This window comes from Actinomadura sp. 7K507 (assembly GCF_004348425.1).
Classification (GTDB): Bacteria; Actinomycetota; Actinomycetes; order Streptosporangiales; family Streptosporangiaceae; genus Spirillospora.
The window spans coordinates 1-23,170 of record NZ_SMKK01000156.1 but is presented as its reverse complement, the minus strand read 5'-3'; the positions used below and the strand labels follow the sequence as shown (position 1 = coordinate 23,170).

Here is a 23,170-nt window from a genome sequence, read left to right as displayed (position 1 = left end):
CCGCTTCCATGAACTCCACGGCTGGCGTGACACCGGCCCACCACCACCGCCGCACTCACTCCGGCACCCCAGCCATGCCCAGGGAAATCCACCGCCTACGCACCGTTCGGGGTCCGGCCCCTCGTCCACCTCCGGGTGGGCGAGGGGCTTTCTCGGGGTCCTCAGTGGCGACGCTCGGCCGTCTCCATGACGCTGGCGATCAGTTCCTTGGCGGTCGGCCGGTCAGCCGGGTCGCTGGCCAGGCACGCCATGAGGAGCTCCTCGAACTCGGGGAACGGCCACGGCCGGGCCGAGGCGGGGGTGCGGCGGATGGCGGCGATGTCGGCGAGCTGCCCCGGCCGACCGGCGTCAGGGTCGGTGTAGGCGATCGGCGGTGTGCGCGTCCACGACCACCACAGCGACGCCCCCAGCGACCACACGTCGGCCGGGAGTGTGGTGGTCACGTGCTCGCCAGGGGTCAGGGCGGCGTCGGCGATCTCCGGCGCCAGGGTGTGGGCGATGCCGCCGGGGTGGACGTAAAACGGCACGTCTGCGGGGCCTTGGGCGCAGGCGAGGTCGATGACGTGCGTGCGGTCGCCCTCGTACAGGATGTGGTCGGGCTGCAGGTCGCCGTGGGCCCAGCCGGCGGCATGGAGTTCGGCGAGTGCGTAGGCGGCGGCCGCCGCCATGCCGAGAATGCGGCGGCGGGTGCCGGGCCGGTCGTCGCCGCGGTGCGCGCCGTCGAGGGCGTCCCACAGCCTGGTGCCATCGATCCGGCGCAGCAGCAGCCAGGACCGCTCACCGTCCCAGCCGTGGTCCCGGTAGAACTCCGTATCCAGGAGCCGCATGACCTCGCCCTCACGTCCCGCCATCCACTCGGCGGTGATCTTCAGGGCGGCGTCCCCGGCGCGGTAAAAGGTCGTGCCGCGCCGGTCGTGCAGGAGGACGGGGTCGGCGAGTCCGAGCTGGGCGACGATGCGGTCCACGGACGGGTCCCCTCCGGCGTTCACGAGGGTGACCAGTGTGGCGCCAGTGGAACCGACATGCCCACGCGTTCGGCGGGCCGGACGCAAAGAAACCCCCCGGCCCGTGACGGGGCCGGGGGTCTCCGGGAGGTCAGCCGATGGCTGCCCAGTGGGTGACGGTGATGTCGTCGAGGGGGGCGCCGAGGGCGGCGTAGATCCGCTTGTGCATGACACCCGTCTAACCGCACGATGCGCGGGTCTCGCCGCCGGACAAACATGCATGGCCACCGTTGGCGTGGTTGGACGGCGCCGGATGCAACCAAGTCCGGTGGGACGGGGTTTGCAGGGGGTAGCCGGTGAGAGGAGCAGGTGATGGCCATGGGGCCTTTGGTCGGAGACCGACACGTGTCAGGCGATGCGTGGGCGGTGATGGAGAAGTTCTATGCGGCCGAGGCGGCCTATGTGACCGCAGGCGGGCATGGCAGGGCGAGCTATGAGCAGGCTGCCGCGTGCCTGGATCCGAAGGTGGTGCTGCACCAGGCTCCGGGCCTGCCGTTCACGGGAACTGGGACCTGGCGTGGCCGAGACGGCATGGAGCGGTTCCTGGCCCGCTTCAGCGAGGTCTGGGAGTCGATGGAGTTTCTGGACCAGCAGCACTGGGGCGATGGAGACACCGTGGTGGTGCGCAATCGTGTGCGGTTCCGCTCCCGGGCCACCGGCCGGGAGGTCGAGACGCTGATCCTGCAGCTGATCAGCATCCGGGACGGGCGCATGTTCGAATGCCGTCCCTTCTATTGGGATCCGGCCGCCATCGCCGAAGCCTGCGGCTGGACGGGGCCTCAAGGCGAAGGCGAAGAGTCGGCGGAGTGATCAGCCGGTCGCAGCACCACCGTGACCACCCCCCCCACCCAGGTGATCAACATCGCCCGCTGCCTTCCTTTTGAGGCCACTGCCGATGACTTGTCATGGTCGTATGGACTGAGTGATCGCGTCCTGCCAGGAGCGCAGGAAGGCGGGATATCCGGCGGCGAACCGGCGCAGTTCGTCGGCCGCGTGCGGGGTTAGGGCCGTGAGGTCGTAGATGACATTGACGATCGAGTGCCCTTCACCGTCCTCGTCGAGCAGGACCGTGACGGTTCCGGCGCGCGACCCGGGAGTGACTCTGGCGTAGGAGATGCGGCGGCCCCGCTCGCGTTCCAGCACAACCCAGGTGGTCTGCTCTGTGTGCGAGGTCTCGAAGACGGTCCCGGGGGCGGTGTCATCGCGCGTCGCGACCGGGAAGCGCGGCTGCCAGCCGTCGACCCATCGCTCCTCGCCCCGCGGCGTGAACAGCTCGAACGCCTCCTGCGGCGGAAGGGCGACCTCGAGCTGCCCCTCCAGGCGATGCCTCGCGCTCACTTCTCGGCCAGCCGGTGCGCGTCTGCGGCGGTCAGCGTCATGCCATAGACCGCCTTCAGCTGCTCGATCTTCTCGATCGTCTCGACGGAGAAGGGCGCCTTGCCTTCGAAGGCATGCAGCGCAATCCCCTCGACCAGGTCCCCGAGGGACATGTCCAAGTACTCCGCGAGGCCCTTGAGGACCTTGAGGAGATTGCGCTCCATCCTGAGCCCGGTCTGCGCCCGCTCAACTGTTACCATGCTACCAAGATAACATCCTGCCCTAAATGTCCCCCTTGAGCTGGACGAGGAGCGCCCGCCACGCCTCGGGGGTCACGACCAGACGCGGCCCCTGTGGATCCACGGAGTCGCGGATGCCGATGACGGCGTTCGGCGCCGGAGCCAAGGCCGCACACTCGACGCACGTCTGTGGCTCGCTGCTGCTATGGCTGCTCTTCCGCCAGTAAGTCACCCGCTGTCCCTTCGGCTTGGCCGGACTCGAAGTCCCGGATGGCCCGTTCGATGCGCTCGCGGGTCTCTGCCTCGGAGAGGGCGACCATACACAGTTTGGCCTGAATGTCTCGGTAAGCTGCGACTTCTTCTTCCTCCTCAAGGAAGAGACTCCGCAAGAGCCCATCGATGACCACGATAGGGAAGTTTCCCGCCTCAACGTGGAGGATCCCGAATGATCCGTCAAGAGCGGGCTTCCTTTCACTGGTGAACGGAAGTACTTGAAGTCCGACATTCGGGCGCTTCAGCAGTTCGAGTAGGTGCTGAAGCTGTTGGATCATGACCGGCCGTCCGCCGACCCGCTGACACAGTGCCGCCTCACCGATCACGGCCTTGATCAAGATCGGATTGGGCCTGGTCAGCGCGTCCTGCCGCGCCATCCGAAAGTCCACGGCCTGGTCGATGTCGCGCCCGGCGTTCGTGGGGACGGAGTCCAGCACGGCACGCGCATACCCCGGAGTCTGGAGGAGTCCAGGGATGAGGTCGCCTTCGTACGCGAAGAACTCAGAGGCATCTTGTTCGAGGAGCACGTACTCGCCGTAGTTCGCCGCCCGGTTGAGCTGCTTGTGGCGTCTGATCCAGTCGCGCGAACGACCGCCGGTCGCCAGGCCGACGAGCGCAGACCTCAGGTCATCGCCCTCCTCGACGCCGTACGCCATCAGGATGTAGTCGATCTCGTGTGCGCGGGCGACTACCTGGGCGTTCTCCATTCGACTGAGGGCGCTCTTCGACATCATCACAAGAGCGGCGGCCTCATCGAGGGTCAGGCCGCGCTCTTCGCGGATCTTGCGTAGCTGGACACCGAGGCGCCGTCGGCGGACGGTGGGGGGTCGCTTCGACATATCACCAAGTGTGATTGATCGGCAACACCTTGTCATGGCGGTTGTGAAGATGGGGATATCCCACCTGTCTCAACTCCCAAAGTTCCCCGCTCCCCTTGTCAACCAAGGCGATTGTGCGGACCCACCTGGCCATTCATGCTGGCGGACGACCCTCACCAGAAGGAGTGGATCGATGACGCGGTGTGAGACACGGGCGGGAGGCCCGGCCACATGAACCTGCTCGGGACGATCACGATGCCGGGCGTACCGAAGTCGGCGCCGGCGGCGCGGGCGTTCGTTCGTGTCCTGGCCCCGCATATCGAGGACGACGCGATGGCCGACATCGTGCTCTGCGTGGACGAGCTGGTGGCGAACGCCTGCGAGCACACCGCGTCCGGGAAGGGCGACGGCCAGATCACCGTCATCGTCAGCGAAGGCGAGGACATTCTGCGCGTGACCGTCCTCGATCAAGGCAGCACCCAGGGCCAACCCCGCGTGCGCCACGACCCGTGCTCGGAAGACGGCCGCGGCCTACTCCTGGTGGACGCGCTATCAAAGAGCTGGGGAACGCACCCCACCCTGAACGGCACGGCCGTCTGGGCAGAGTTCCATGCGGTGCCCAGGTTCCCCGTCTTGTAATCGACGGCGAGCCGACAGACGGGAGGGATGTCCGGCATGCACCGAGGACCTGGCTCGCGATGACAACGGTGACACGTTGACCGGGTTCTACCGGACCGCCGAACAAGACTGCCCCGACGACGCGCCGCTGACGGCCGCCCTGGTGGCGTTGTGGCAGGACGACCGTCGGCTGCTGCTGGTGTTCAACCGCTACCGGCAGTGCTGGGAACTTCCCGGCGGAATGATCGACCCCGGAGAGACACCACGCCAAGCAGCAGTCCGGGAGCTACACGAGGAAGCAGGAATCCACATGGAATCCCTGACCTTCGTCGGCTACGCCCGTTTCACGCTCGGGACTGAGCAGCGCACCGAGTACGCCGCGCTGTACACAGCCCCGGCCACACCGCACGACGGCCACTTCACACCCAACGAGGAAACCACCGCGATCTGCTGGTGGGACGGTGCCCAGCCGCTTACCGGCCGCCTACACCCCCTCGACGCGATACTTGGCCGCCTCACCCGAAGCTGACGCCTCCGGGGATGCCGGTCGCGGTCGGGACTGGTGAATCCAGGACTCTTATGGAGTGGGTTGTGTGGGATCGGCGGCCGCGCATCGGGTGGAGATCTTCCTTAGCTCCTCCAGCAGCTCCGGCGGTCCGTCCACCGTGAAGTCGGCGTCGAGCATGAGGATGTGCAGGGCGAGCTGGTAAGGGGTGTCGGCGCCCGCGTGGACGATGCACGTGGCGTTGTCCACCGGGTCCACCTGCACCGCGCTGGGCACCTTGATCGAGTCGGCCGGGGCGTGCACCGTCACCTGCGCCCGGTAGCGGAAGAGCGCCGTGTCCACTCCCCGCGGGACCAGGTCGGGCGGGGGCGACTCACGGGGGGTGAAGCGAGGTCCGTGCGGGATCCGCAGCGTCATCCGGTCGGCCCGGAACGTCCGCCAGTCCTGCCGGTGCACGTCCCAGGCGACCAGATACCAGCGTCGGTTCATGTGCACGAGCTGGTGCGGCTCGGTGTCCCGAACCTGATCACCACCGGTATGCGTGCGGTAGTCGAAGCGCAGCCGGTGATGGTCCCGGCAGGCGGCGCTGATGGTGGTGAGGGTCTCGGCCTCGACGGGGGCGCTGACCGCTGTGATCGGTGTGATGTGGCTGTGCAGGGCATTGACCCGGCGGCTCAGCCGCGACGGAAGCACCTGCTCCAGCTTGGCCAGCGCCCGCACCGATGTCTCCTCGATGCCCGTGACCGCGCCACCGGCGGCTGTGCGCAGGCCCACGGCCACCGCGACGGCTTCCTCGTCATCGAGCAGCAGGGGAGGCAACGCCCCTCCCGCCCCCAATCGGTAGCCCCCGATCGCGCCCATCGTGGCCTGGATCGGATACCCGAGGCCGCGCAGCTTGTCGATGTCATAGCGGATCGTGCGCGGACTGACCTCCAGGCGCTGGGCCAACTCCGAACCTGACCATTCGGAACGGGTCTGCAGCAGAGAAAGCAGCGTCAGAAGCCGGGAAGCCGTCATCTAGGCAAGGATATTGCCTAGATCAGGTGGAGAGTGGTCGTCATGGAAACCTTCAGCATCAACATCCCCCAGGCCGACATCGACGACCTCCACGAGAGGCTGGGCCGGACGCGCCTGCCCAGCGAGGTCCCCGGCGCCGGCTGGGAGCGGGGCGTCCCCGTCTCCTACCTCGCCGAACTCCTCGAGTACTGGGCCACGACCTACGACTGGCGCGCCTACGAGGCCAGGCTCAACGCCTACCCGCAGTTCCTCACCGACATCGACGGCCAGCGGATCCACTTCCTGCACGTCCGCTCGGCCAACCCGGACGCGCTGCCGCTGATCCTCACCCACGGCTGGCCCAGCTCCGTCGTGGAGTTCCTGGACGTGATCGAACCGCTGTCCCGGGACTTTCACCTGGTCATCCCCTCCCTCCCGGGATTCGGGTTCTCCGGGCCGCAGCCGGACGCCGGCTGGACGCTCAACCGCATCGCCCGCGCCTGGGCCGAGCTCATGGCGCGGCTGGGCTACGACAGGTACGGCGCGCAGGGCGGCGACTGGGGATCTGGAGTCGCCCGGGAGCTCGGCCACGTCGCCCCCGACCACGTGGTCGGAATCCACATCAACTATCTGCTGACCTTCCCCACCGGCCCCGTCGACGACCTGGACGAGAAGGACCGCGCCCGGCTCGATGGCCTTGAGCGCTTCACCGGCGATCTCGGCGGATACATGGCCATTCAGTCCACCCGGCCGCAGACCCTCGCCTACGGCCTGGCCGACTCGCCCGCCGGGCAGCTCGCCTGGATCGCGGAGAAGTTCAAGGAGTGGACCGACGAAGAGATCGACCGCGACTACCTGCTCACCAACGTGATGATCTACTGGCTCACCAACACCGCGTCGTCCGCCGCCCAGATCTACTGGGAGTTCGCCCACGCCTGGAGCATGCCGGAGCGCTCACCGGTGCCCACCGGCGTGGCCGTCTTCCCGCACGACATCGCACTGCCCGTCCGCAAGTTCGCGGAGCAGACCGACACGATCGTGCACTGGACGGAGTTCGAGCACGGCGGCCACTTCGCCGCCCTGGAGCAGCCGAAACAGCTCGCCGAGGACATCCGCGCCTTCTACCGGGCGCTCTAGCCAACCCGCGGCCGCACGTTCGTCGTCGACGGCGGTTCTGCGTCTCGCTCCCGGTCGTCAGGGTTCGAAGCGGCGGCGTGCGGCCTCGATGTGACCGAAGTGCTGGTGGGTCCAGCCGCAGATCAGATCGACGGTCGCCTGCAGAGCCCGACCCGGCTCGGTCAGGGTGTACTCGACCCGTGGCGGGACGGTGGGATACACCTTTCGTTCGGCCAGGCCGTTGCGCTCCAGCATGCGCAGGTTCTGGGTGAGCATCTTGTGGCTGATGCCCTCGACCTCGTCCCGCAACTCGCTGAAGCGCATGGTGCGGTCACTGAGCGCCTCGATGATCAGCAAGGCCCACTTGTTGGCGACGTCAGAGAAGATCTCCCGCGCCAGCGAGTCCGCGCGTCGCAGGTCCTCGTCGGGGGCGATGCCGTTGAGCTGCTTGGTCACCATCAGGTTCCCCAGTCACCAAAAAGTGCGTTCTTCCAAGTCAGCGTACACTCTCCTATGGTTTCTAAGTAACCACAAGAGACAACGAACCTCATGGTCACTTAGGAGATCTCATGGCTGTTTCGCTCATCAACCCGGACGGGCACGTCCAGGCTCCGCTCTACCACCACGTCGCGGTGGCGACGGGGAGCAGGCACGTCCACATCGCGGGCCAGGTCGCCTGGGACGAGAACGGCGACCTGGTGGCACCGGGCGACCTAGCCGGGCAGGTGGCCCAGGTCTACCGCAACGTCGCCAAGGCGCTCGACGCGGCGGGGGCGACTTTCCACGACGTCGTCCGCTTCACCTGGTACGCCGCGGGCTGGAAGAGAGAGATGTTCGACGCCTTCAACGCGGGAGTCGAGCAGGCGGCCCGCGAGTTCGACCTCCCGACGCCGCCGGCCACACTGATCGGCGTCGAAGCCCTCTTCGAGCCCGGGATCCTCGTCGAAGCCGAGGTCACCGCAATCATCGATTGAGGGCCGTCCCCGAGGGCCATCCCAGCCCGCCCTCAAGCGGATGGCCCTCACGGGCGACGGCCCCTCGGCCGTCAGCTATGACTCCCCTGCGGGGGCGAGGCGGTGGCGGATGCCGGCCAGGAGCATCTCGACGGCGAGGGAGAACTGGTCGGTCCAGATGCCCGGCGGGTTCGCGGGCAGGGCGGCCAGGGTCGGGTACCGGTCGGCGTGGCGCCGCAGATGCTCGTGCATCGCCGCGCGGGCGGCGGCCTCGCCGTCGTGCCGCCACGCGGCCTCGGCCGCGACACTGCTGATGACCAGGTTGCTGACGGCGGCCGCGGCGGCGGTCAGTTCCGGTCCGGCCAGCCCCGCCCGGGTCAGCGCCGCGTGGACGAACTCCGACCGCGCGAGCGCCTCGGGGCCGAGCAGCGGCCGGCTCGTGGCCAGTGCACCCGACCACGGGTGGCGCAGGAGCGCGCCGCGGAGTTCGTGCATGTAGAGGCGGACTTCGTCGTCCCATGTCGTCGAGGGGACGCCTGGGAGCGCCAGTTCACCGAACACCGCGTCCAGTGCCAGATCGAGCAGGTCGTCGCGGGTCGCGACGTGCCAGTACAGCGACGTGGCATGGACGCCCAGCGTACCGGCGAGGCCGCGGAGACTGAGCCCGGCCGGGCCGTCCCGGTCGAGCGCCGCGACCGTGGCCTCGGCGATCGCCGTGCGGGTCAGCCCGCCCGACCTGCGGCGAGGCGGCCGATCGCGCAGCCATACCGCGCCCGGCATCGGCGGCGCCGTGTCGGCCTTCTTCGGACTCACACCCTCCACTGTAGGGCTAAAGTGAATAGTCCTACAGTGGAGGACTATCGTGCCGGCAATGCGCCCGATGGGAAGTGGGACACATGAGCGAGCGGAAGCACGCCGGCGCGGCAGCGGACGGTGTGACGGAGGCGGGCAGTGATGGTCACGGTGTGACGGAGGCGGAGAGTGATGGTCCAGGACACCCGAAGCGCTGGTGGATCCTGGGAGCGGTCTGCACGGCGCTGCTGATCATCGTGGTGGACAACACCGTGCTTTCGGTGGCGCTCCCGGCACTCGGCGCGCACTTCGAAGCCGGCACCACGACCCTCCAAGCCGTCGCGGATGCCTACGTCGTGGTGTTCGCCGGACTCCTACTGGCGGCCGGGGCGGCCAGTGACCGGTACGGACGGCGGCGCACACTGGTGATCGGGCTGGCGTTGTTCGCCGCGGCCTCCGCGGCCGCCGCCCTGGCGCCCTCGGCGTCCTGGCTGATCGGAGCCCGCGCGGCGATGGGGGTCGGCGCGGCCCTGGTGATGCCGCCGACGCTGGCGATCCTGGTCCAGGTCTTCCCCGCCTCGCAGCGGCCCAAGGCGTTCGCCGTGTGGACGGCGGTGGCCGCGATCGCGATGGCGGGCGGCCCGGCGCTCGGCGGGTTGCTGGTGGCCGCCTGGTCCTGGGCCGCGGTGTTCTGGATCAACGTACCGCTGGCCGCCGCGGCCCTGCTGAGCGTGGTCCTCCTGGTCCCCGAGTCCGCCGACCCCGACGCGAGCCCGATCGACCTCACCTCGGTCATGCTGGTCACGCTCGGCATGGGCGGCGCGACACTGGCGGTCCTGGTGCTCAGCGAACCCGAACCCGCCTGGGCGACGGTGGGACTGGGAGCCGCCGCCGCGGTCACCGGGCTTACCGGCTTTGCGCTCCGGCAGCGCCGCGTCCAGACACCGCTGGTGGACTTCGCGCTCTACCGGGACCGGAACTTCGCCGGTGCCAGCCTCGCCGCCGCGCTGCTCACCCTGGGCACCGGAAGCACCCTGTTCGTGCTGACCCAGCACCTACAACTCGTACTCGGATTCAACGCAGCGCAGGCCGGCGCCGCGCTCGCCCCGCTGGCTGCGGGCGTCGCCGCCGGATCCATCGCGGGTGGCCGCGCCCCGCAGCGGATCGGCGCACGGTTCAGCATCGTGGCCGGGTTCCTGGTCATCATCTGCGGATTCCTGGTACTTGCGAGCCTCGACTCCAGCAACGGTTACCCGCCGGTCGCGCTCGGCCTCGCGGTGCTCGGGCTGGGAACCGGATTCTCCGGCCCGGCGGTGACCAGCACGGTCCTGGGCGCAGTGCCCCGCCACCGCGCCGGGATGGGATCGGCGCTCAACGACACCCACCAGCAACTGGGCATCGCGATCGGCATCGCCGTCATCGGCGGCCTGCTGGCCACCGCCTACCGCACCGGCCTGCCCGACTCCGTCCCTCCCCGCCCGGCCGGCTCGCTGAACTCGACGCTCAACTACGCCGCCGCACGTTCCGACACCGCGCTCGCCGACACCGCACGCACTGCCTTCACCACCGCGCAAACCACCACCATGCTCGCGGCCGCCGGCTGCGCCGCGGCAGGAGCCCTCGTCGCCGCACGTGTCCTACGGGCACGAGCCTGACCTGGTGTTCGTGTCGGCGCGCTTGCCGACGCGGCTGATGTCGTTGGCACCGTTCCAGGACTCCATTACCGGCACGCGGCCGGGCCGGGTCGACCAGAATGGGGAAGTGCTTGTCGATCATTTCCCCCTGCTGGGATTGCGACTGACGACACCGCGACTCGAGCTGCGGCTGCCGTCACCCGAGGAACTGGCCGCCCTGGCCGAGTCGGCGGCCGAAGGTGTCCACGACCCCGAGGTGATGCCGTTTCTCGTCCCGTGGACCGACCGGCCGCCCGCCGAGGTCGCACGGAGTGTCATTCAGAACCACTGGCTCCAGTTGGGAGCCTGGGAGCCGGAGAAATGGTCGCTCCAGCTCGCCGTGTTCCACGCCGGTGCGGCCGTCGGGCTTCAGAGGATCAGCGCTCGTGACCTGAGGATCACCCGAGAAGTGAACACCGGCTCCTGGCTCGGCAGGCGCCACCAAGGCCAGGGGATCGGCACCGAGATGCGGGCGGCGGTGCTGCATCTGGCCTTCGCCGGCCTGGACGCCGAGGAGGCCACCTCCGCCGCCCTTGCGGACAACCACGCCTCCTACGCCGTCTCACGCAAGCTCGGCTACCGGCCTGACGGCTTCGAACGTCGCGTGGTTCGCGGAACCATGGCCGTCGATGCCCGGCTACGCCTGAGCCGCGCCGACTGGGACCGTCACCGCACCACCCCCGTCACCATCGAGGACCTCGAACCGTGCCTGCCCATGCTGGGCCTCCCCGCTTCGTGACCTTCGTCCATCAGACGGCACCACGACCATTTACTCTTGCCCGATGCCGCTCCTCGTCCTTTCGCCCCGGTACACCTCGGACTCGAAGGCATTGCGCGCCGCATGCGGACGCGCGGGCTGGAAATCGGAACGGCTCGGCGGCTGGCGAGTTCCGGGACGGCTACGCGGGCACGACGTGGCGCTTTACGGCGAGCCGACATTCGTCGAGGTCATCGCGGCACAACTCGGCGTGAGGCTCCTCGACGTGGCTCCCGGCTGGCTGCCGGGCCTCCCTGAGCGGCATCGACGTCGACACATCGACATGTCGACATTGGGGGACGTCCGGCGCGCCCTCCCCGAACCCACCTTCATCAAGCCGGCGGACGGCCGGAAGGCATTCGAGGGCAAGGTCTACGCGACCCCCGACGAACTCCCCGGGCAGGACGTCCTTCCAGACGACACCCCAGTGTTCACCTGCGAGCCCGTGAGCTGGGACGTCGAGTTCCGCTGCCACGTCCTTGAAGGCACGGTCGTCACCATGTCGCCCTACCTGCTGCACGGGGAACTCGCCCTCACACAAGACGGGAACTGGGAAGCCCCTGACACCGACGTGCAGCAGGCAAAGCAATACGCCGAAGAAGTCCTCGCCGAAGTGCCCGTCCCGCCTGCGACCGTCCTCGACGTGGGACGGATCCACGACCGTGGTTGGGCGGTCGTCGAAGCCAACGCCGCCTGGGGCGCGGGCCTCTACGGCTGCGACCCAGAGCAAGTCCTCAAGGTCCTGGCCCGCTCCTGCATCGACCGGGAACCGACACCAGCCGACCGCGACTGGATCATCGATCAGGTGAACGTGGACATGGCCGAATAGGCCGTCCTCACCCATTTTCCGTTGCGGCCGTCCGCGAGCCCCGGCCGGGGCTCGCGGACGAGGGTCAGATCTCCTTGAGGAAGCCGGAATCGACGGCGAAGTCGGCACCGGTCGTGCTCGCCGAACGTGGGGACGCCAGCAGCGCGATCACGTCCGCGACCTCCTGGGGCTCGACGAGACGGCCGGTCGTGAGGCTCATCATCTCCGCCGCGCCCCGCTCCAGCACCGCATCGCGGTCAGAGCCGGTGGCCCCGGCGATGATGTCGGCCGCGCCGCCCTCGTCCGTCCACCACGCCGTACGGACCGGTCCCGGCGACACCGTGTTCACCCGGATGCCCTGCGGCGCGTACTCCTCCGACAGCCCCTTCGTGAGGTTGGTCAGCGCGGCCTTGGCCGCGTTGTAGTCGAAGTTCATCGGCCCGGGGTGGCGGGCGTTCCCCGACGACACGTTCACGATCGACGCCGCGTCGCTCTCCAGCAGGTGCGGGATCGCCGCCCGCAGCGCCCGGACGACCGCGAACAGGTTGAACTCGAACATGTCGCGCCAGTCGTCGTCCGTCGGGGTGGTGAAACCGAACCGCGGCAGGTCCGCGCCGGGCGGCGGCCCGCCCGCGTTGTTGACCAGGACGTCGAGCCCGCCGAACACCTCCACCGCTCGCTCCACCGCCAGCCCCGGGGCGTCCGGGTCCATGAGGTCTGCCGCCACGTGCAGCAGGTTCGGCCCGGCGAGCGCGTCCAGCTCACCACCCGACTTGCGGGACACGGCGACCACGCGCGCACCCTCATCGAGCAGTGTCCGCGTGACGGCCAGCCCGATCCCCTTCGACGCACCGGTGACGACCGCGACACGACCGGTCAGCTGCAGATCCATGGATTCCCCTCTCAAGCGAGCACGCCCATCTCGGACGCGCCTCGCCCACATGAACCCCGGCCCCCACCCGCCGGTTGCACTCAGCCGCCTTCACGCTCGTCCATCACCGGTGCCGCTCGCGTCCAAGAGACTGTCGCCCCGGTGCCGCTCCTCGCCGCGATGGCACCCTCCGGACTCCCCTTCCGGAAACGGGCTTCACTTCGCCGTCGAGACACCAGACTCTTCCCATGGACGTGCCCGACCTACTGCGCCACGCGGCTGACGTAGTCCCCGCCGACGAACGGAGCGATGCCGACCTGGGCGCCAACGACGTTCGCGAATACCTCCGTCACCACGAGTGGGAAGTCGCGCTGGGCATCCTCGAAGACTTCGACGGCATCCGCTGGCAGACGGTCCGGTTCTGGGACCTGCTCATCGAGGCGGCCCAGCAGATGTGGCTCGCCGACGACGTCACCTGGTTGCATTGGCGACGATCCGAAACCCTGCACGGCCTGATCAGGGCAGACTTGCAACTGGCCGCCCCGGACGCGGGAGGCCGCCGCTCCCCGATCCCCGGCAAGGGGCAACTCCGTCCGCTGTGGTCCATCGGCCGGACGGCCGCCGAAAGCCACGACGAGCTGCACATCGCCCGCATCCGAGTAGAGTCCGCCCCTGAGATCCCGCCCGGCGGACGAGGCCCGATCAGGCTGCTCCCACTCACGCCGTCCCACTGGCGCCACCTCGAACCGGGCGACACCGTCACCATGCACGAGCGAAACCCCGTAGCCGCAACCGCGACCATCACCCAGATCGAGCACCCACCACACTAACGACGGACGCCAGCCCAAACAGATCCCGGCGGTCGGCCGGAAGACGCCTTACGGCCACGTCCGCAACCCCGGTTCGCCGACGTCCGCGCAGACGGTGGACTCGGCGGGCTCAGCTGTGGGGCTTGGCGGTGGCGTGGCAGGCGCCGCGGCCTTCGGCGCGGGCGATGATCCTGGCGTCCCGTAGGCGGACGGACACCTCCGTGGCGTCGCTGACGGACGGGACGCCGGCCGCGGCGGCGACGGTTCCCGGCTCGTCGATGATCAGGCGCAGCCTCGGCCACGCCGCCGTCGGGAACGCCTGCCGCAGGCAGGTGCACACGTCCGCGATGACGAGTCGCGCCAGGGGCCCGAGTTCGCCCGGGTCGGCGGTGACCATGACCGCCGTCACCCAGGTGCCGGCGGGCGCGGCCCGGACCGCCTCCTCGACGGCTTCGAGCCGTTGCAATCCGAGGACGGCCACCACACCGTCCCCGGTGAGCGGCGCGGTCTCGCCGCGCACGACGTCGACCGCCGGTGGAGGGGACCACGGCTCGTCGACGGGACGTGCCTGCGGCGCCCAGGGCAGGTGGGCGGGCGGCCAGCCGCCGTCCGTGTCGAGGACGGCCAAGGCGAGACGCTCGCAGACAGCGACGATGTCGAACGGGTCGGAAAAGCCGGGCGCCGCTGCGGCCATCTGGGTCGCGCCGTGGAGGGTGGTGAGCGCGGCCTCCGCGACTCTCACGAGGCGGTCACCGCGGTCCAGCCGTTCGAGGGCGAGCCCGAGCAGGATCGCGTTGAGCTTCATGAGCTGGGCGAACGCCTGCCGGGTTCGTTCCTCCGCGAGGATCTCCGGTATCAGGTCCGTGTCGATGCGCGGGCCCTCGGTGCTGAGGGGAAGGCGGCCGACCCAGGCGCGGGCGAACGCGCCGAGTGCCTCGGGCGCCGTCTGACCGGCCCCTTGGGACGGGACGGACGCGCGCTCGGCGAGGTCGGCCAGCACCGCGAAGTACAGGGCGCGCTTGCCGGGGAAGTTGGAGTAGACCGCGCCACGGGTGAGTCCCGCGCGCTCGGCGATCTCGTCGATCTTGGCGTCGCGGAAGCCGCGATGCGCGAACTCGTCCCTGGCCGCGGCGAGGATCCGTGCGCGGTTGTGTTCCTGCATCTCCGCCCGGGTCCGCCGCTGACTCATCGTTTCCCCCGCTCGTGCCTTGCTTGACCGCAGCGACCCAAGATACCGTCACCATCCAGATGTTAAGACCATATGATTGGAGCATCTGAATGCACGAGATCGACCTCACGGATGCCGACGTCATCGGAGACCCCTTCGCGGCCTACGGCCGTGTGCGCGAGCAGACCCCACTGGCGCGCCTCCAAGCGATCCCAGGCACCGACCCGTGGTGGGTCGTGACCCGCCATGAACAGGCACGGGCGATGCTGAGCGATCCGCGCTTCGAGATCAGGTCCGACAGCTTCATGCGTCCCGACGTACCGGACGACTGCCTGCCCTACATGCGGACCATGTCCGAGATGAACGGGCAAGAGCACGCCCGCATGCGCAAACTGGTCGCCCCCGCCTTCACACCACGCCGTGCCGCCGACTTCCGGCCGCGGATCGAGTCGATCGTCGAAGAACTCCTCGACGCCGTGGAATCACAGGTGAGCGACGGGACGGTCGATCTGTTGCCGCACTTCACCCGTCCGCTCCCCATGGACGTCATCTGCGAATGGGTCGGCATACCCGAGGACGACCGCATGCGCTGGCGTGCCTACGGCGCCACCGTCGCGACGGGCGCCGGCCCCGACTTCGCGAAGGCCATCCCCGGCATCATGGACGGCGCCAAGGCCGCGATCGCCCGCCGGCGCGACGAGCCCGGCGACGATCTGCTCACCGACCTCATCGCCGCTCAGGCCGACGACGGCGACAGGTTGACCGACACGGAGATGGTCACCCTCGTCTGGCACCTCGTCATGGCGGGTCAGACACCGACCAACCTCATCGCCAACGCCGTCCACGCGTTGCTCGCACACCCCCGCCAACTCGAAGCGCTGCGGGACGACCTCGACCTCATGCCCGGCGCAGTCGAGGAACTGATCCGCTGGTGCGGCCCGACGCTCCTGACGATCCCGCGCTACGCACGCGAAGACGCAGAACTCTGCGGCACCCGCATAACCGAAGGCCAAGCCGTCGTCGCCTCGGTGGCCGCCGCCAACCGCGACCCACGCGTCTTCACTGACCCGGAAACGCTCGACATCACACGGCCCAGGGCCGAAACCCCACACCTGGGCTTCGCCCATGGTCCGCACTTCTGCCTCGGCGCCTCCATAGCCCGCGTGCAAACCCAGGTGGCAATAACCACACTCCTGCAGCGCTACCCCGGCCTGACACTGGCGTCCGCCCCGGACGAACTACGCGCCCCCGACCCCGGAACCTGGCGCCTAACCGCCCTCCCAGTCACCCTCACTTCCTGACTCCCCAACCGAGCACGACAGGCCCCTGCCCGTTAAACCAACGTCCGTCCCGCGCGAGCTACGCGCCGGACCCGGAACCTGGCACCCATTGCTCGGCCGGTCATCCTCCCCCCCTCCGAGAGTCGGTGCGCCGGCGTCTCAGCGGACGCGCCGTGTCCGGCTTCCAGCCCAGCAGTGTGCGTAGACGGATCCGGAGGTCTCGGGTTAGTGACCGGAGGTGAACCTCCGACGATCTAGCGGCGTCCTTCAGAGGACCGCGGTGCCGAGTGAAGGACGTATATGCGTATCCGGCCCCTTCTCGCGATGGCCGCCGCCCTTACGGTCCCCATCGGCGCCACCACGGCCGTGGCGGTCGTCTGGAGCGGCGACGACACCGGCAACTCGTCTCAGGACGGCACCACGGGCCGCGCGCCTTCGTTCACCCAGATCATGAACAGCCTGCCCCCGGGCGCGGCGCCATCCCCGGCCAGGAAATCCGCCGTCCCCGACGACTTCAACGGCGACGGCTACCGCGACATCGCCGGCCGTGGCCCCGACCGGACCGGCGGTGATCTCATCACCGTCATCTACGGCGGCCCCAAGGGCGCCGATCCGGCCCGCCGCCAGGTGATCGCCGCTCCGGGCGGCGGTCCCAGCGTCCTGACCGAGCGGCGGACCCGGTCGGCCGACTTCGATCGCGACGGCTACGCCGACCTGCTCACCTTGTACTTCAATCACACGACGCCCTCCAAGAACACGACGGCCATCGTCTACGGCGGGCCGAGGGGCCTGACCTCCCGGACCGCGGCGCTGCCCAAGGCCACCGGATCCCTCGCCATCGGCGACTTCGACGGCAACGGTGTCCCGGACCTGGCCAGCACCACAGAGGTCCCTGGAGACCGGCACACCTACGACCCCAGAAATGTCGTCGTCTACGCCAACCCCGGAGCCGACCCCGGCAAAGCGGTCCTGTCCGATACCGAACGGGGGGACTACAGCGTCGGCAGATCGCTGATGACGGGCGATTTCAACGGCGACCGCCGCACCGACCTGCTGCTCGTCGCCTCCAACCACCTCGACGGCCTGATAAGCGATTCGTGGCTCGAACTGCGTCCCGGCACCGCCGAGGGCCTGGGACCGACCAACCACCTCCCCGATGAGCAGGCCGAGGGCATTTCCGCTTCCTACAGCGCCGCGGGCGACATCAACGGCGACGGCCGCACCGACCTGGTAACGACGGTCGCCCCCGAGACCGAACTGAAAGGCACGCTCGCGGTTCAGCTGGCCACCGCGTCGGGCTTCGGCAAGCCCCGCACCTACAAGAACGCGTCCCTCGGCATATCCGACTCCCTCGCCGCGTTGCGGGTCGGCGATGTCAACGCGGACGGACGGGCGGACGTCATCCTCGGCTCATATGTTGCCGACGACCGGTCGGGCGATCGCGTGTCCGGGAGCGTCTCCGTCCTGTACGGAACCAGGACCGGCCTCGACACCAAGAGCCTACGGACCTACAGCCATGGTTTCAGGACCATTCCCGATCGATCCCAAGCCCCCGGCCAGTTCGGCGAGGAACTTTCACTCACCGACAGCGACCGCAACGGCAAGATCGAACTGGTCGTCGGCGCGCCGAACCGAGACGGCAAGGAGGGCCGCCTGTACATCGTCACCGACCCCGCCGAGGATCTGACCGCCAAGGGCATGAGGCGCTTCACCCCGGCGGACCTGGGCATCGCCGGCAGAAAGGTCGAACTGGGCCGAGCCCTGCTCGGCTGATCCCACGCAGGCACCTGGCGCCTGACCGCCCTTCCCGTGACCCTCACCCCCTGACGGCACCGGAAACGGCGGACGCCCCGGGACCGATCGGTCTCCGGGGCGTCCGCCTGCCAGTGCGGGGTGTCAGCGCTTGAGGGCGTCGCGCAGGGAGTGCAGCACCTGGCGGGACTCGCGGCGCGACGGTCCCGGGCGACCGCGGCGAACACGACGGCGTACGCGACGGGCAGCAGCGCCCACGCCGGCTCCAGCACCAGGATCTGGGTGAGGGCGGCGCCGCCCATCAGGCCGATCAGCCCGATGGCCGCCAGCCCGGCCAGCCGCGGGATCACCAGCGCGATCGCGCCGGCGGCCTCGACGACGCCGGTCACGTACCGGAACCACTGGCCCCAGCCGATCTCGGTGAACGTCTCGACCGCGGCGGCCTGCCCGGCGAACTTCGGCAGCGCCGAGGCGAAGAACAGGAACGCGGCCAGGAAGATCTGCGCGCCCCACAGCACCTTGCGCAGCACGCGGCGGTCCCCGGCCGAAGCGGCCGCGGGAGCGGTCGCGGTCGCGGTGGCGGTCGCGGGAGCCGTGGCGGTCGCGGGAGCGGTGGCGGTCGCGGTCGCGGTCGCGGGAGCGGTGGCGGTGGCGGGAATCTGGGTGGCGGTCATGGCGGTGGTCCTTCCGTGCGGTGTCTCTCATCGGCCTTTCACTGACGCGTCGCACGGGCATCCACCGGATCGACATCCCGCCTAACTTTTTCTCCGATTTTCCTCCGCGACCGCGTCATCGCAGGTGAGAGACCACCACGCAGATCGGATGTCTTGTGCCGGCCAGGCTCTTGTCAGGGGGTGGGGAGGGAGCCTAGGTAGGCGTCGGTCTTGGCCGGGTCCATCAGCCAGTTCTCGAAGTCCCACGGGTTGGCGTAGCCGAAGGCGAAGCGGTAGGCGACCTGCTCGTTCTGCGTGGCCGCGCCCAGTACCCGCTGGACGTGCTCCGGCAGCGGGCCGAGCATCATATTGGTGTACTGCGTCGGGTGCCGGGCGTAGTCCCAGAACGCGTCGAACGTCTGCTGCATCCAGTCCGCGTCGAACGGGCGGTCACCGCGCTTGAGGATCTCGTCGCAGTAGATGGCGGCGCAGCGTGCGGCGTTGTTGGACCCCTGACCGGTGACGGGGTCGTTCGCCACGATCACATCGCCCATCCCGAGGACGTGCGCGGAGTCCGACAGGCGTCCCACCGGATGCCTCACGACCGGGGCATAGCCGCCGTAGAGGGTGGAGCGGGCGTCGGTGGGCTCGGCCCCGACGGTCAGTTCGTACTCCCACGGGACGTACTCGCGCATCAGCTCCAGCGTCCGGGCCAGGTGCCCGTCCGGGGAAGGACGGTCGGACCACACATCGAACGGGCCCCCGGGGACGGCCTCCCAGAGCAGGCAGTCGCAGGGACCGGTGTTGGTGTAGCCCGGCATGATGAAGAACTCGCCGATCCCGGGAGTCGCGCTGATCCGGACGTGCGGCTCCGGGTAGTCCGGCCGCGAGGCCATGCCGTGCAGGAAGATGCACGACAGGTGACGTTGCGGACGGTCATAAGGCGACCGGGACGCGTCGCGGTCGAACAACTCGACCAGTTCGCCCTTGCCCGCCGCGATGAGCGTCAGGTCGTACAGCGTGGCCAGGCCCTCCAGGTCGGACGTCATGACGCCGTGGTAGACGACGTTCCCGCCACGCGACTCGAACAGTTCCAGCCAGCCCGCCATCTTCACCCGCTGGTCCACGGCCTGGGCGTAGTCGTCCCAGCGGCCGACGAACTGCAGCGCCTCCTGGCCGGGCGGGCCCGCGACCGTCAACCGCTGCGCGACGATCTTCGGGGACTGCTCCTCCCAGAGGTTCAGCCCGCGGTCGCGTTCCAGCTGGAGCTGCGGATAGAACATGCACTGGGTCGACATCACCCGGCCGTAGCGGATCTCGTCCGGAGTCCGCGACGACATGACCGTCACGTCGTACCCCTCGGACTGAAGGCTCAGTGCGAGCTGCAGCCCGGCCTGCCCAGCGCCGATGATCAGGATCCTGCGCAACACGTCCTCCTAGCCGGAGACCCCCCGAAGGTTCAGGGGGTGGTCAGGGCACCGGAACTGCGTCCGGCCTTCATCTGCAAGGTGTGGGTCAGCGTCTCGGTGAGCGCCCTGGCCACGGAACCGCGGTCGCGGGCGTCGCAGGCCGTCAGCGGCACCTGCGGGGGGAGGCCCAGGGCCTCCCGCACCTCCGGGAGCGGGTGGGCGTGCCTGCCGTCGAACAGGTTGACCCCGACGATGAACGGCACATCCGAGTCGTTCTCGAAGTAGTTCACCGCGGGGAAGGAGACGTCCAGGCGGCGCGTGTCGACCAGGACGAGCGCCCCGCTGGCACCTCGGCACAGGTCGTCCCACATCGGCCAGAAACGCGGCTGCCCGGGAGTGCCGAACAGGTACAGCACCAGGTCGTCGCCCATGGTGATGCGCCCGAAGTCCATCGCGACGGTGGTCGTCGTCTTGCCGCCGGGGTCGCCGCCCAGGGGATCGACGGTCTTGGCCGCCTGCGTCATCCAGGCCTCTGTGTTGACCGGTGGGATCTCGGATACCGCTCCGACCAGGGTCGTCTTGCCCGTGCCGAACCCGCCGGCGATCACGATCTTGGCGGAGGCGCGCGAGCGCGGCGGACGGTCAGGCGAGCTCGCGTAGGCCATCGATCACTCTCTCCAGGAGTCGCGGGTCGTACGGGGAGATCTCGTCGCCGATCGCGACCCGGTCACCCGCCGCCAGGTCGCTCAGCAGAACCCGGGTGACTCCCAGCGACACCCCGCAATGCGCGGACAGTTCCGCCACCGACTCGTCGGCGGTGTGCACGCGGTCGTACAAGGCCCTTGCCTCGGGCAGCAGCCGCGCGGCGAACGCCGCGTCGTAGCCGCGTCCGTACACCAGCGTGTGCACGAACAGGTGCTGCCGCCCGCGGGTCCGCCCGCCCGTCAGGACGTAGGGCCGCACCCAGGGATGGGCCGTCATGGTCGTCCTCCGTTCGGGGGGATGGCGCGGATCACGGCGTTCCCTGCCCGGCCGACATCCGGCGCAGGTCGTCGCGCATCTGCGGGGTCAGGACGTGCCCCACGCTCTCGACGAGCCGGCTCATCTTGTAGGCCACGGCCCCGAGGTTGGCGCCCTCGGACACCAGCACCGCCAGCCCCGCCAGGCTGCCGATGCTCATGAACAGGAAGTGCCCCGCCGGGAACTTCAGCATCACCTGCTCGCATCCGCTCTCCCCGACCCGGCGGGCGATGTTGTTGGCCAGGCTGATCATTCCGCTGGTCATGGCGGCCATCGGGTCGGCGAAGTCGGCGGGCATCCGGCCGGAGCCGACGAGCGCGAGGCCGTCCGAGGACACCAGCAGCGCGTGCGCGACCCCGGGTGTCGAGCCGGCGAAGTCGTTGAGCAGCCAGCCGAAGTCCTCCGGACCGGGCGTGCGGCCGGTCTCGGCGTTGGCGGTCATGATTCGGTTCGTCCCTCCGGGTCGTCCGCGTCCTGCCGGCCCTCATCACGGCCGCCCATGGTGAACGCCTCCAGGTCCTCGGCGAACGACCGGGCGGCCGTGGTCTCGCCGTCGTCCGGCGCGGACTCCGAACGCAGCGTGGCGGTCATTTCCGACTTCTTCTCCGAACCCCGCAGACTCTGGCTCTGCCGCCGCGGCAACGGATCCGAGTCCCCGGAGCCGGAACTCGCGGCGATGGAACCTGCTGCGGCGGCGGAGGTCGCGGGGCCGGAACTCGCGGCGGCCGGGCCGCCGGGAGCGGAACTCGTTCGCGGCGCGGGCCCGGTCTCGGCCGGTGCGGCCGGTGCGGCCGGTGCGGCCGGTGCGGCCGGTGCGGCGGCACGGTCGGCGATGGTCAGGTGCGCCATCGACCGGTCCCGGGCGCCGTCGGGACGCCGCACCGGGGCCGACGGCGGGCCGGGCCGGGCGGAGGGCTCGTCCACGACTTCGCACAGCAGCGCGGGCGGGACCACGACCATCGCGACCGTCCCCTGGGAGGAGCCGCTCGCGGCCGGACGGCACGCCAGCCGCACGCCGATCCCGTGCTTGCGCGCCAGCCGGTGAGCGACCGGGAAGCCCGTGTGCCGCGCGGTGTCGGGCCCGATCGGCGGGACGGGACCGGCGAGCATCGCGTTCACGGCCTGAACCCGGTCAGGGGCGATGCCGATGCCCGAGTCCTCGATCCGCATCATGACGGCGCCGTTGTCGAGGAGGTGGGCGCTGACGGTGACCTTGGACGGGGAGTACCGGGTCGCGTTGTCCAGGAGCACGACCAGCAGGGACGCCACGTCGTCGGCCGCGTACGGCACCACGGCGAGCTGGACGACCTTCCCGATGACCACCTGCGTGTACCGCTCGATCGACGACTCGGCGAGCCGGACGACGTCCACGAGCGAGGTGGTGTGGCCGCCCATGTCCTCAGTACCGCTCCCGGCGAGCACGCTCATCTCGCGCGCCGCCCGCCGCATGCGGGTCACGGCATGGTCGACCTGGTAGAGGAGCTCAAGCCGATCGGGGTTGTCCTCCTCACCCTCCAGCTGGTCCATGGCCGGGCGGAGCTGTTCGGTCAGCAGCAGCAACTGCTGGGAGAACTGCTCGCAAACACCAGGCCAGACGTTCTGATCCGGGGCCACCTGGAGGGAGGCCGGCGCCGTCGCCTGGCCCGGCAACGAAGCCGCTGCCAGTGCCTGGGCTTGGGCTTGGGGCTGGGCCGGGGCCTGTGCATGGAGTCGGGCCTGAGCTTGGGGCTGAGCTTGGGGCTGAGCTTGAGGCTGGGCTTGAGCTTGAGGCTGGGCTTGAGCTTGGGGCTGAGCCTGGGCCTGCGGCTGGGCCGGGGCCGCCGCCCAGGTCGGAGCCTGAGCCGAACCCTGAACCGGGCCGCCCCACCCGCCCGGATGCGGCGGCGGGGGTGCGGTGGCCTTGCGCCTCCGCCACCTCACGTTCGGTCACCGCCACAGTGCGCGCGTCCCGGCATGTCCGTGTCGCCACGGGCCCGATCCATTGGTTCGCGTCGTCCTTCCGGTCGTTGCGCCGACAGCGGCGCCGGCGAAACCCTGGGTTCCTGGGCATCGCGTTGGCGCACGGCAGAGCCATATGCACCGGTCCACGAGAAGGCCCGTGCGACAACCTCGCATCAGGGTGTCAGAGCCACATGTCGTGATCAATGACCCATGCACAACACGTGGCCTTTGCCACAAAGATCCCGTTTAACCGATTAATGCGCATATGCAGACCGACCGCTCCACCCCGACACAGGCATCCACCTCCCGAGCGGACGAGACGATCAAAATCACTACAATGCGCACAGTGAGCATCTACAGTCACCCTGTGACCAACCAGAGGTCACCGACCCCTACCC

The 23,170-nt window shown here is 69.5% G+C and carries 27 protein-coding genes; 12 read left to right on the top strand and 15 right to left on the bottom strand.

The window, feature by feature from the left end; genetic code table 11:
* Positions 1 to 161: 161 nt before the first annotated feature.
* On the bottom strand, positions 162 to 989 hold the full coding sequence (locus E1285_RS29710) for a protein kinase (protein ID WP_165966809.1): 828 nt from the start codon (positions 987 to 989) through the stop codon (positions 162 to 164).
* Between the two features lie 327 nt (positions 990 to 1,316).
* Here E1285_RS29710 and E1285_RS29705 point away from each other — a divergent pair, with 327 nt between their 5' ends.
* Positions 1,317 to 1,814 carry a nuclear transport factor 2 family protein gene (locus tag E1285_RS29705; RefSeq protein WP_132157866.1) on the top strand — a complete coding sequence of 166 codons (498 nt, stop codon included), beginning with the start codon at positions 1,317 to 1,319 and terminating at the stop codon, positions 1,812 to 1,814.
* 93 nt (positions 1,815 to 1,907) lie between these two features.
* On the opposite strand, the gene E1285_RS29700 is transcribed toward E1285_RS29705, so the two are convergent.
* The 4 genes from E1285_RS29700 to E1285_RS47675 are packed head-to-tail and all read right to left on the bottom strand — an operon-like array spanning position 1,908 to position 3,672.
* The gene (locus E1285_RS29700; protein WP_132157865.1) at positions 1,908 to 2,342 is read right to left on the bottom strand and encodes an SRPBCC family protein; all 435 of its coding nucleotides are present in this window, start codon (positions 2,340 to 2,342) and stop codon (positions 1,908 to 1,910) included.
* The gene (locus tag E1285_RS29695; RefSeq protein WP_132157864.1) at positions 2,339 to 2,581 is read right to left on the bottom strand and encodes a hypothetical protein; all 243 of its coding nucleotides are present in this window, start codon (positions 2,579 to 2,581) and stop codon (positions 2,339 to 2,341) included. The genes E1285_RS29700 and E1285_RS29695 overlap by 4 nt, the downstream gene beginning before the upstream one ends.
* A 22-nt stretch (positions 2,582 to 2,603) precedes the next feature.
* Positions 2,604 to 2,726 carry a DUF397 domain-containing protein gene (locus E1285_RS47680; protein ID WP_243723133.1) on the bottom strand — a complete coding sequence of 41 codons (123 nt, stop codon included), beginning with the start codon at positions 2,724 to 2,726 and terminating at the stop codon, positions 2,604 to 2,606.
* Between the two features lie 37 nt (positions 2,727 to 2,763).
* The gene (locus E1285_RS47675; RefSeq protein WP_243723132.1) at positions 2,764 to 3,672 is read right to left on the bottom strand and encodes a helix-turn-helix transcriptional regulator; all 909 of its coding nucleotides are present in this window, start codon (positions 3,670 to 3,672) and stop codon (positions 2,764 to 2,766) included.
* A gap of 210 nt (positions 3,673 to 3,882) precedes the next feature.
* Here E1285_RS47675 and E1285_RS29680 point away from each other — a divergent pair, with 210 nt between their 5' ends.
* Both E1285_RS29680 and E1285_RS29675 read left to right on the top strand, forming a co-directional pair.
* Positions 3,883 to 4,290 carry an ATP-binding protein gene (locus E1285_RS29680; RefSeq protein ID WP_132157861.1) on the top strand — a complete coding sequence of 136 codons (408 nt, stop codon included), beginning with the start codon at positions 3,883 to 3,885 and terminating at the stop codon, positions 4,288 to 4,290.
* Positions 4,291 to 4,366: 76 nt separating this feature from the next.
* The gene (locus tag E1285_RS29675) at positions 4,367 to 4,798 is read left to right on the top strand and encodes an NUDIX hydrolase (RefSeq protein ID WP_243723131.1); all 432 of its coding nucleotides are present in this window, start codon (positions 4,367 to 4,369) and stop codon (positions 4,796 to 4,798) included.
* Between the two features lie 48 nt (positions 4,799 to 4,846).
* Here the strand turns inward: E1285_RS29675 and E1285_RS29670 are convergent, their stop codons facing one another.
* Positions 4,847 to 5,791: a transcriptional regulator gene (locus E1285_RS29670; RefSeq protein WP_132157859.1), complete on the bottom strand. Its 945-nt coding sequence runs from the start codon at positions 5,789 to 5,791 to the stop codon at positions 4,847 to 4,849.
* 42 nt (positions 5,792 to 5,833) lie between these two features.
* On the opposite strand from E1285_RS29670, the gene E1285_RS29665 reads away from it, so the two are divergent.
* On the top strand, positions 5,834 to 6,907 hold the full coding sequence (locus tag E1285_RS29665) for an epoxide hydrolase family protein (RefSeq protein ID WP_132157858.1): 1,074 nt from the start codon (positions 5,834 to 5,836) through the stop codon (positions 6,905 to 6,907).
* 57 nt (positions 6,908 to 6,964) lie between these two features.
* Here E1285_RS29665 and E1285_RS29660 read toward each other — a convergent pair whose 3' ends face one another.
* Positions 6,965 to 7,345: a helix-turn-helix domain-containing protein gene (locus tag E1285_RS29660; protein WP_132157857.1), complete on the bottom strand. Its 381-nt coding sequence runs from the start codon at positions 7,343 to 7,345 to the stop codon at positions 6,965 to 6,967.
* Between the two features lie 110 nt (positions 7,346 to 7,455).
* Between E1285_RS29660 and E1285_RS29655 the strand changes: the two genes are divergently transcribed.
* A complete protein-coding gene (locus tag E1285_RS29655) occupies positions 7,456 to 7,860 on the top strand; it encodes a RidA family protein (protein ID WP_132157856.1) in 405 nt (134 codons plus the stop codon).
* Between the two features lie 75 nt (positions 7,861 to 7,935).
* Here the strand turns inward: E1285_RS29655 and E1285_RS29650 are convergent, their stop codons facing one another.
* Positions 7,936 to 8,652: a TetR/AcrR family transcriptional regulator C-terminal domain-containing protein gene (locus E1285_RS29650; protein WP_243723130.1), complete on the bottom strand. Its 717-nt coding sequence runs from the start codon at positions 8,650 to 8,652 to the stop codon at positions 7,936 to 7,938.
* A gap of 83 nt (positions 8,653 to 8,735) precedes the next feature.
* Here E1285_RS29650 and E1285_RS29645 point away from each other — a divergent pair, with 83 nt between their 5' ends.
* The 3 genes from E1285_RS29645 to E1285_RS29635 are packed head-to-tail and all read left to right on the top strand — an operon-like array spanning position 8,736 to position 11,890.
* Complete coding sequence (locus tag E1285_RS29645) at positions 8,736 to 10,286, top strand: MFS transporter (RefSeq protein WP_132157855.1); 1,551 nt, start codon at positions 8,736 to 8,738, stop codon at positions 10,284 to 10,286.
* A 4-nt stretch (positions 10,287 to 10,290) separates the two neighbouring features.
* On the top strand, positions 10,291 to 11,043 hold the full coding sequence (locus E1285_RS29640; protein ID WP_347814107.1) for a GNAT family N-acetyltransferase: 753 nt from the start codon (positions 10,291 to 10,293) through the stop codon (positions 11,041 to 11,043).
* Between the two features lie 43 nt (positions 11,044 to 11,086).
* Positions 11,087 to 11,890, top strand: coding sequence for an ATP-grasp domain-containing protein (locus E1285_RS29635; RefSeq protein WP_132157854.1), 804 nt, complete (start codon positions 11,087 to 11,089; stop codon positions 11,888 to 11,890).
* A 64-nt stretch (positions 11,891 to 11,954) separates the two neighbouring features.
* Here E1285_RS29635 and E1285_RS29630 read toward each other — a convergent pair whose 3' ends face one another.
* A complete protein-coding gene (locus E1285_RS29630) occupies positions 11,955 to 12,761 on the bottom strand; it encodes an SDR family NAD(P)-dependent oxidoreductase (protein WP_132157853.1) in 807 nt (268 codons plus the stop codon).
* A 227-nt stretch (positions 12,762 to 12,988) separates the two neighbouring features.
* On the opposite strand from E1285_RS29630, the gene E1285_RS29625 reads away from it, so the two are divergent.
* Positions 12,989 to 13,570, top strand: coding sequence for a hypothetical protein (locus E1285_RS29625; RefSeq protein ID WP_207946917.1), 582 nt, complete (start codon positions 12,989 to 12,991; stop codon positions 13,568 to 13,570).
* A gap of 109 nt (positions 13,571 to 13,679) precedes the next feature.
* Here the strand turns inward: E1285_RS29625 and E1285_RS29620 are convergent, their stop codons facing one another.
* The gene (locus E1285_RS29620) at positions 13,680 to 14,738 is read right to left on the bottom strand and encodes a TetR/AcrR family transcriptional regulator (protein ID WP_132157852.1); all 1,059 of its coding nucleotides are present in this window, start codon (positions 14,736 to 14,738) and stop codon (positions 13,680 to 13,682) included.
* A gap of 89 nt (positions 14,739 to 14,827) precedes the next feature.
* On the opposite strand from E1285_RS29620, the gene E1285_RS29615 reads away from it, so the two are divergent.
* From E1285_RS29615 to E1285_RS46840, 3 genes are all read left to right on the top strand, one after another.
* Positions 14,828 to 16,018, top strand: a complete 1,191-nt coding sequence (locus tag E1285_RS29615) for a cytochrome P450 (RefSeq protein ID WP_132157851.1) — start codon at positions 14,828 to 14,830, stop codon at positions 16,016 to 16,018.
* Positions 16,019 to 16,297: 279 nt separating this feature from the next.
* On the top strand, positions 16,298 to 17,770 hold the full coding sequence (locus tag E1285_RS46845) for a VCBS repeat-containing protein (RefSeq protein ID WP_132157850.1): 1,473 nt from the start codon (positions 16,298 to 16,300) through the stop codon (positions 17,768 to 17,770).
* 120 nt (positions 17,771 to 17,890) lie between these two features.
* Positions 17,891 to 18,508, top strand: a complete 618-nt coding sequence (locus E1285_RS46840; RefSeq protein WP_207946919.1) for a hypothetical protein — start codon at positions 17,891 to 17,893, stop codon at positions 18,506 to 18,508.
* 88 nt (positions 18,509 to 18,596) lie between these two features.
* Here E1285_RS46840 and E1285_RS29600 read toward each other — a convergent pair whose 3' ends face one another.
* From E1285_RS29600 to E1285_RS29580, 5 genes are read right to left on the bottom strand one after another with little or no spacing between them, the layout of a single operon-like run.
* Complete coding sequence (locus E1285_RS29600; protein WP_243723129.1) at positions 18,597 to 19,832, bottom strand: styrene monooxygenase/indole monooxygenase family protein; 1,236 nt, start codon at positions 19,830 to 19,832, stop codon at positions 18,597 to 18,599.
* A 29-nt stretch (positions 19,833 to 19,861) separates the two neighbouring features.
* Positions 19,862 to 20,476 carry an ATP/GTP-binding protein gene (locus E1285_RS29595; RefSeq protein ID WP_132157848.1) on the bottom strand — a complete coding sequence of 205 codons (615 nt, stop codon included), beginning with the start codon at positions 20,474 to 20,476 and terminating at the stop codon, positions 19,862 to 19,864.
* Positions 20,454 to 20,792 carry a DUF742 domain-containing protein gene (locus E1285_RS29590; RefSeq protein WP_132157847.1) on the bottom strand — a complete coding sequence of 113 codons (339 nt, stop codon included), beginning with the start codon at positions 20,790 to 20,792 and terminating at the stop codon, positions 20,454 to 20,456. Before E1285_RS29590 ends, E1285_RS29595 begins: the two co-directional genes overlap by 23 nt.
* A gap of 31 nt (positions 20,793 to 20,823) precedes the next feature.
* The gene (locus E1285_RS29585) at positions 20,824 to 21,273 is read right to left on the bottom strand and encodes a roadblock/LC7 domain-containing protein (RefSeq protein ID WP_132157846.1); all 450 of its coding nucleotides are present in this window, start codon (positions 21,271 to 21,273) and stop codon (positions 20,824 to 20,826) included.
* Complete coding sequence (locus tag E1285_RS29580) at positions 21,270 to 22,445, bottom strand: ATP-binding protein (protein ID WP_132157845.1); 1,176 nt, start codon at positions 22,443 to 22,445, stop codon at positions 21,270 to 21,272. Before E1285_RS29580 ends, E1285_RS29585 begins: the two co-directional genes overlap by 4 nt.
* Between the last annotated feature and the right edge of the window lie 725 nt (positions 22,446 to 23,170).

Excerpts from the sequence above, each read along its gene's own strand:
- E1285_RS29615 (WP_132157851.1), top strand. The coding sequence starts at position 14,828 with ATGCACGAGATCGACCTCACGGATGCCGACGTCATCGGAGACCCCTTC.
- E1285_RS29635 (WP_132157854.1), top strand. The coding sequence starts at position 11,087 with ATGCCGCTCCTCGTCCTTTCGCCCCGGTACACCTCGGACTCGAAGGCA.
- E1285_RS29595 (WP_132157848.1), bottom strand. The coding sequence starts at position 20,476 with ATGGCCTACGCGAGCTCGCCTGACCGTCCGCCGCGCTCGCGCGCCTCC.
- E1285_RS46845 (WP_132157850.1), top strand. The coding sequence starts at position 16,298 with ATGCGTATCCGGCCCCTTCTCGCGATGGCCGCCGCCCTTACGGTCCCC.
- E1285_RS29630 (WP_132157853.1), bottom strand. The coding sequence starts at position 12,761 with ATGGATCTGCAGCTGACCGGTCGTGTCGCGGTCGTCACCGGTGCGTCG.
- E1285_RS29585 (WP_132157846.1), bottom strand. The coding sequence starts at position 21,273 with ATGACCGCCAACGCCGAGACCGGCCGCACGCCCGGTCCGGAGGACTTC.
- E1285_RS29645 (WP_132157855.1), top strand. The coding sequence starts at position 8,736 with ATGAGCGAGCGGAAGCACGCCGGCGCGGCAGCGGACGGTGTGACGGAG.
- E1285_RS29660 (WP_132157857.1), bottom strand. The coding sequence starts at position 7,345 with ATGGTGACCAAGCAGCTCAACGGCATCGCCCCCGACGAGGACCTGCGA.
- E1285_RS29655 (WP_132157856.1), top strand. The coding sequence starts at position 7,456 with ATGGCTGTTTCGCTCATCAACCCGGACGGGCACGTCCAGGCTCCGCTC.
- E1285_RS29695 (WP_132157864.1), bottom strand. The coding sequence starts at position 2,581 with ATGGTAACAGTTGAGCGGGCGCAGACCGGGCTCAGGATGGAGCGCAAT.
- E1285_RS29705 (WP_132157866.1), top strand. The coding sequence starts at position 1,317 with ATGGCCATGGGGCCTTTGGTCGGAGACCGACACGTGTCAGGCGATGCG.
- E1285_RS29620 (WP_132157852.1), bottom strand. The coding sequence starts at position 14,738 with ATGAGTCAGCGGCGGACCCGGGCGGAGATGCAGGAACACAACCGCGCA.
- E1285_RS29625 (WP_207946917.1), top strand. The coding sequence starts at position 12,989 with ATGGACGTGCCCGACCTACTGCGCCACGCGGCTGACGTAGTCCCCGCC.
- E1285_RS47675 (WP_243723132.1), bottom strand. The coding sequence starts at position 3,672 with ATGTCGAAGCGACCCCCCACCGTCCGCCGACGGCGCCTCGGTGTCCAG.
- E1285_RS29670 (WP_132157859.1), bottom strand. The coding sequence starts at position 5,791 with ATGACGGCTTCCCGGCTTCTGACGCTGCTTTCTCTGCTGCAGACCCGT.
- E1285_RS29590 (WP_132157847.1), bottom strand. The coding sequence starts at position 20,792 with ATGACGGCCCATCCCTGGGTGCGGCCCTACGTCCTGACGGGCGGGCGG.
- E1285_RS29680 (WP_132157861.1), top strand. The coding sequence starts at position 3,883 with ATGAACCTGCTCGGGACGATCACGATGCCGGGCGTACCGAAGTCGGCG.
- E1285_RS29665 (WP_132157858.1), top strand. The coding sequence starts at position 5,834 with ATGGAAACCTTCAGCATCAACATCCCCCAGGCCGACATCGACGACCTC.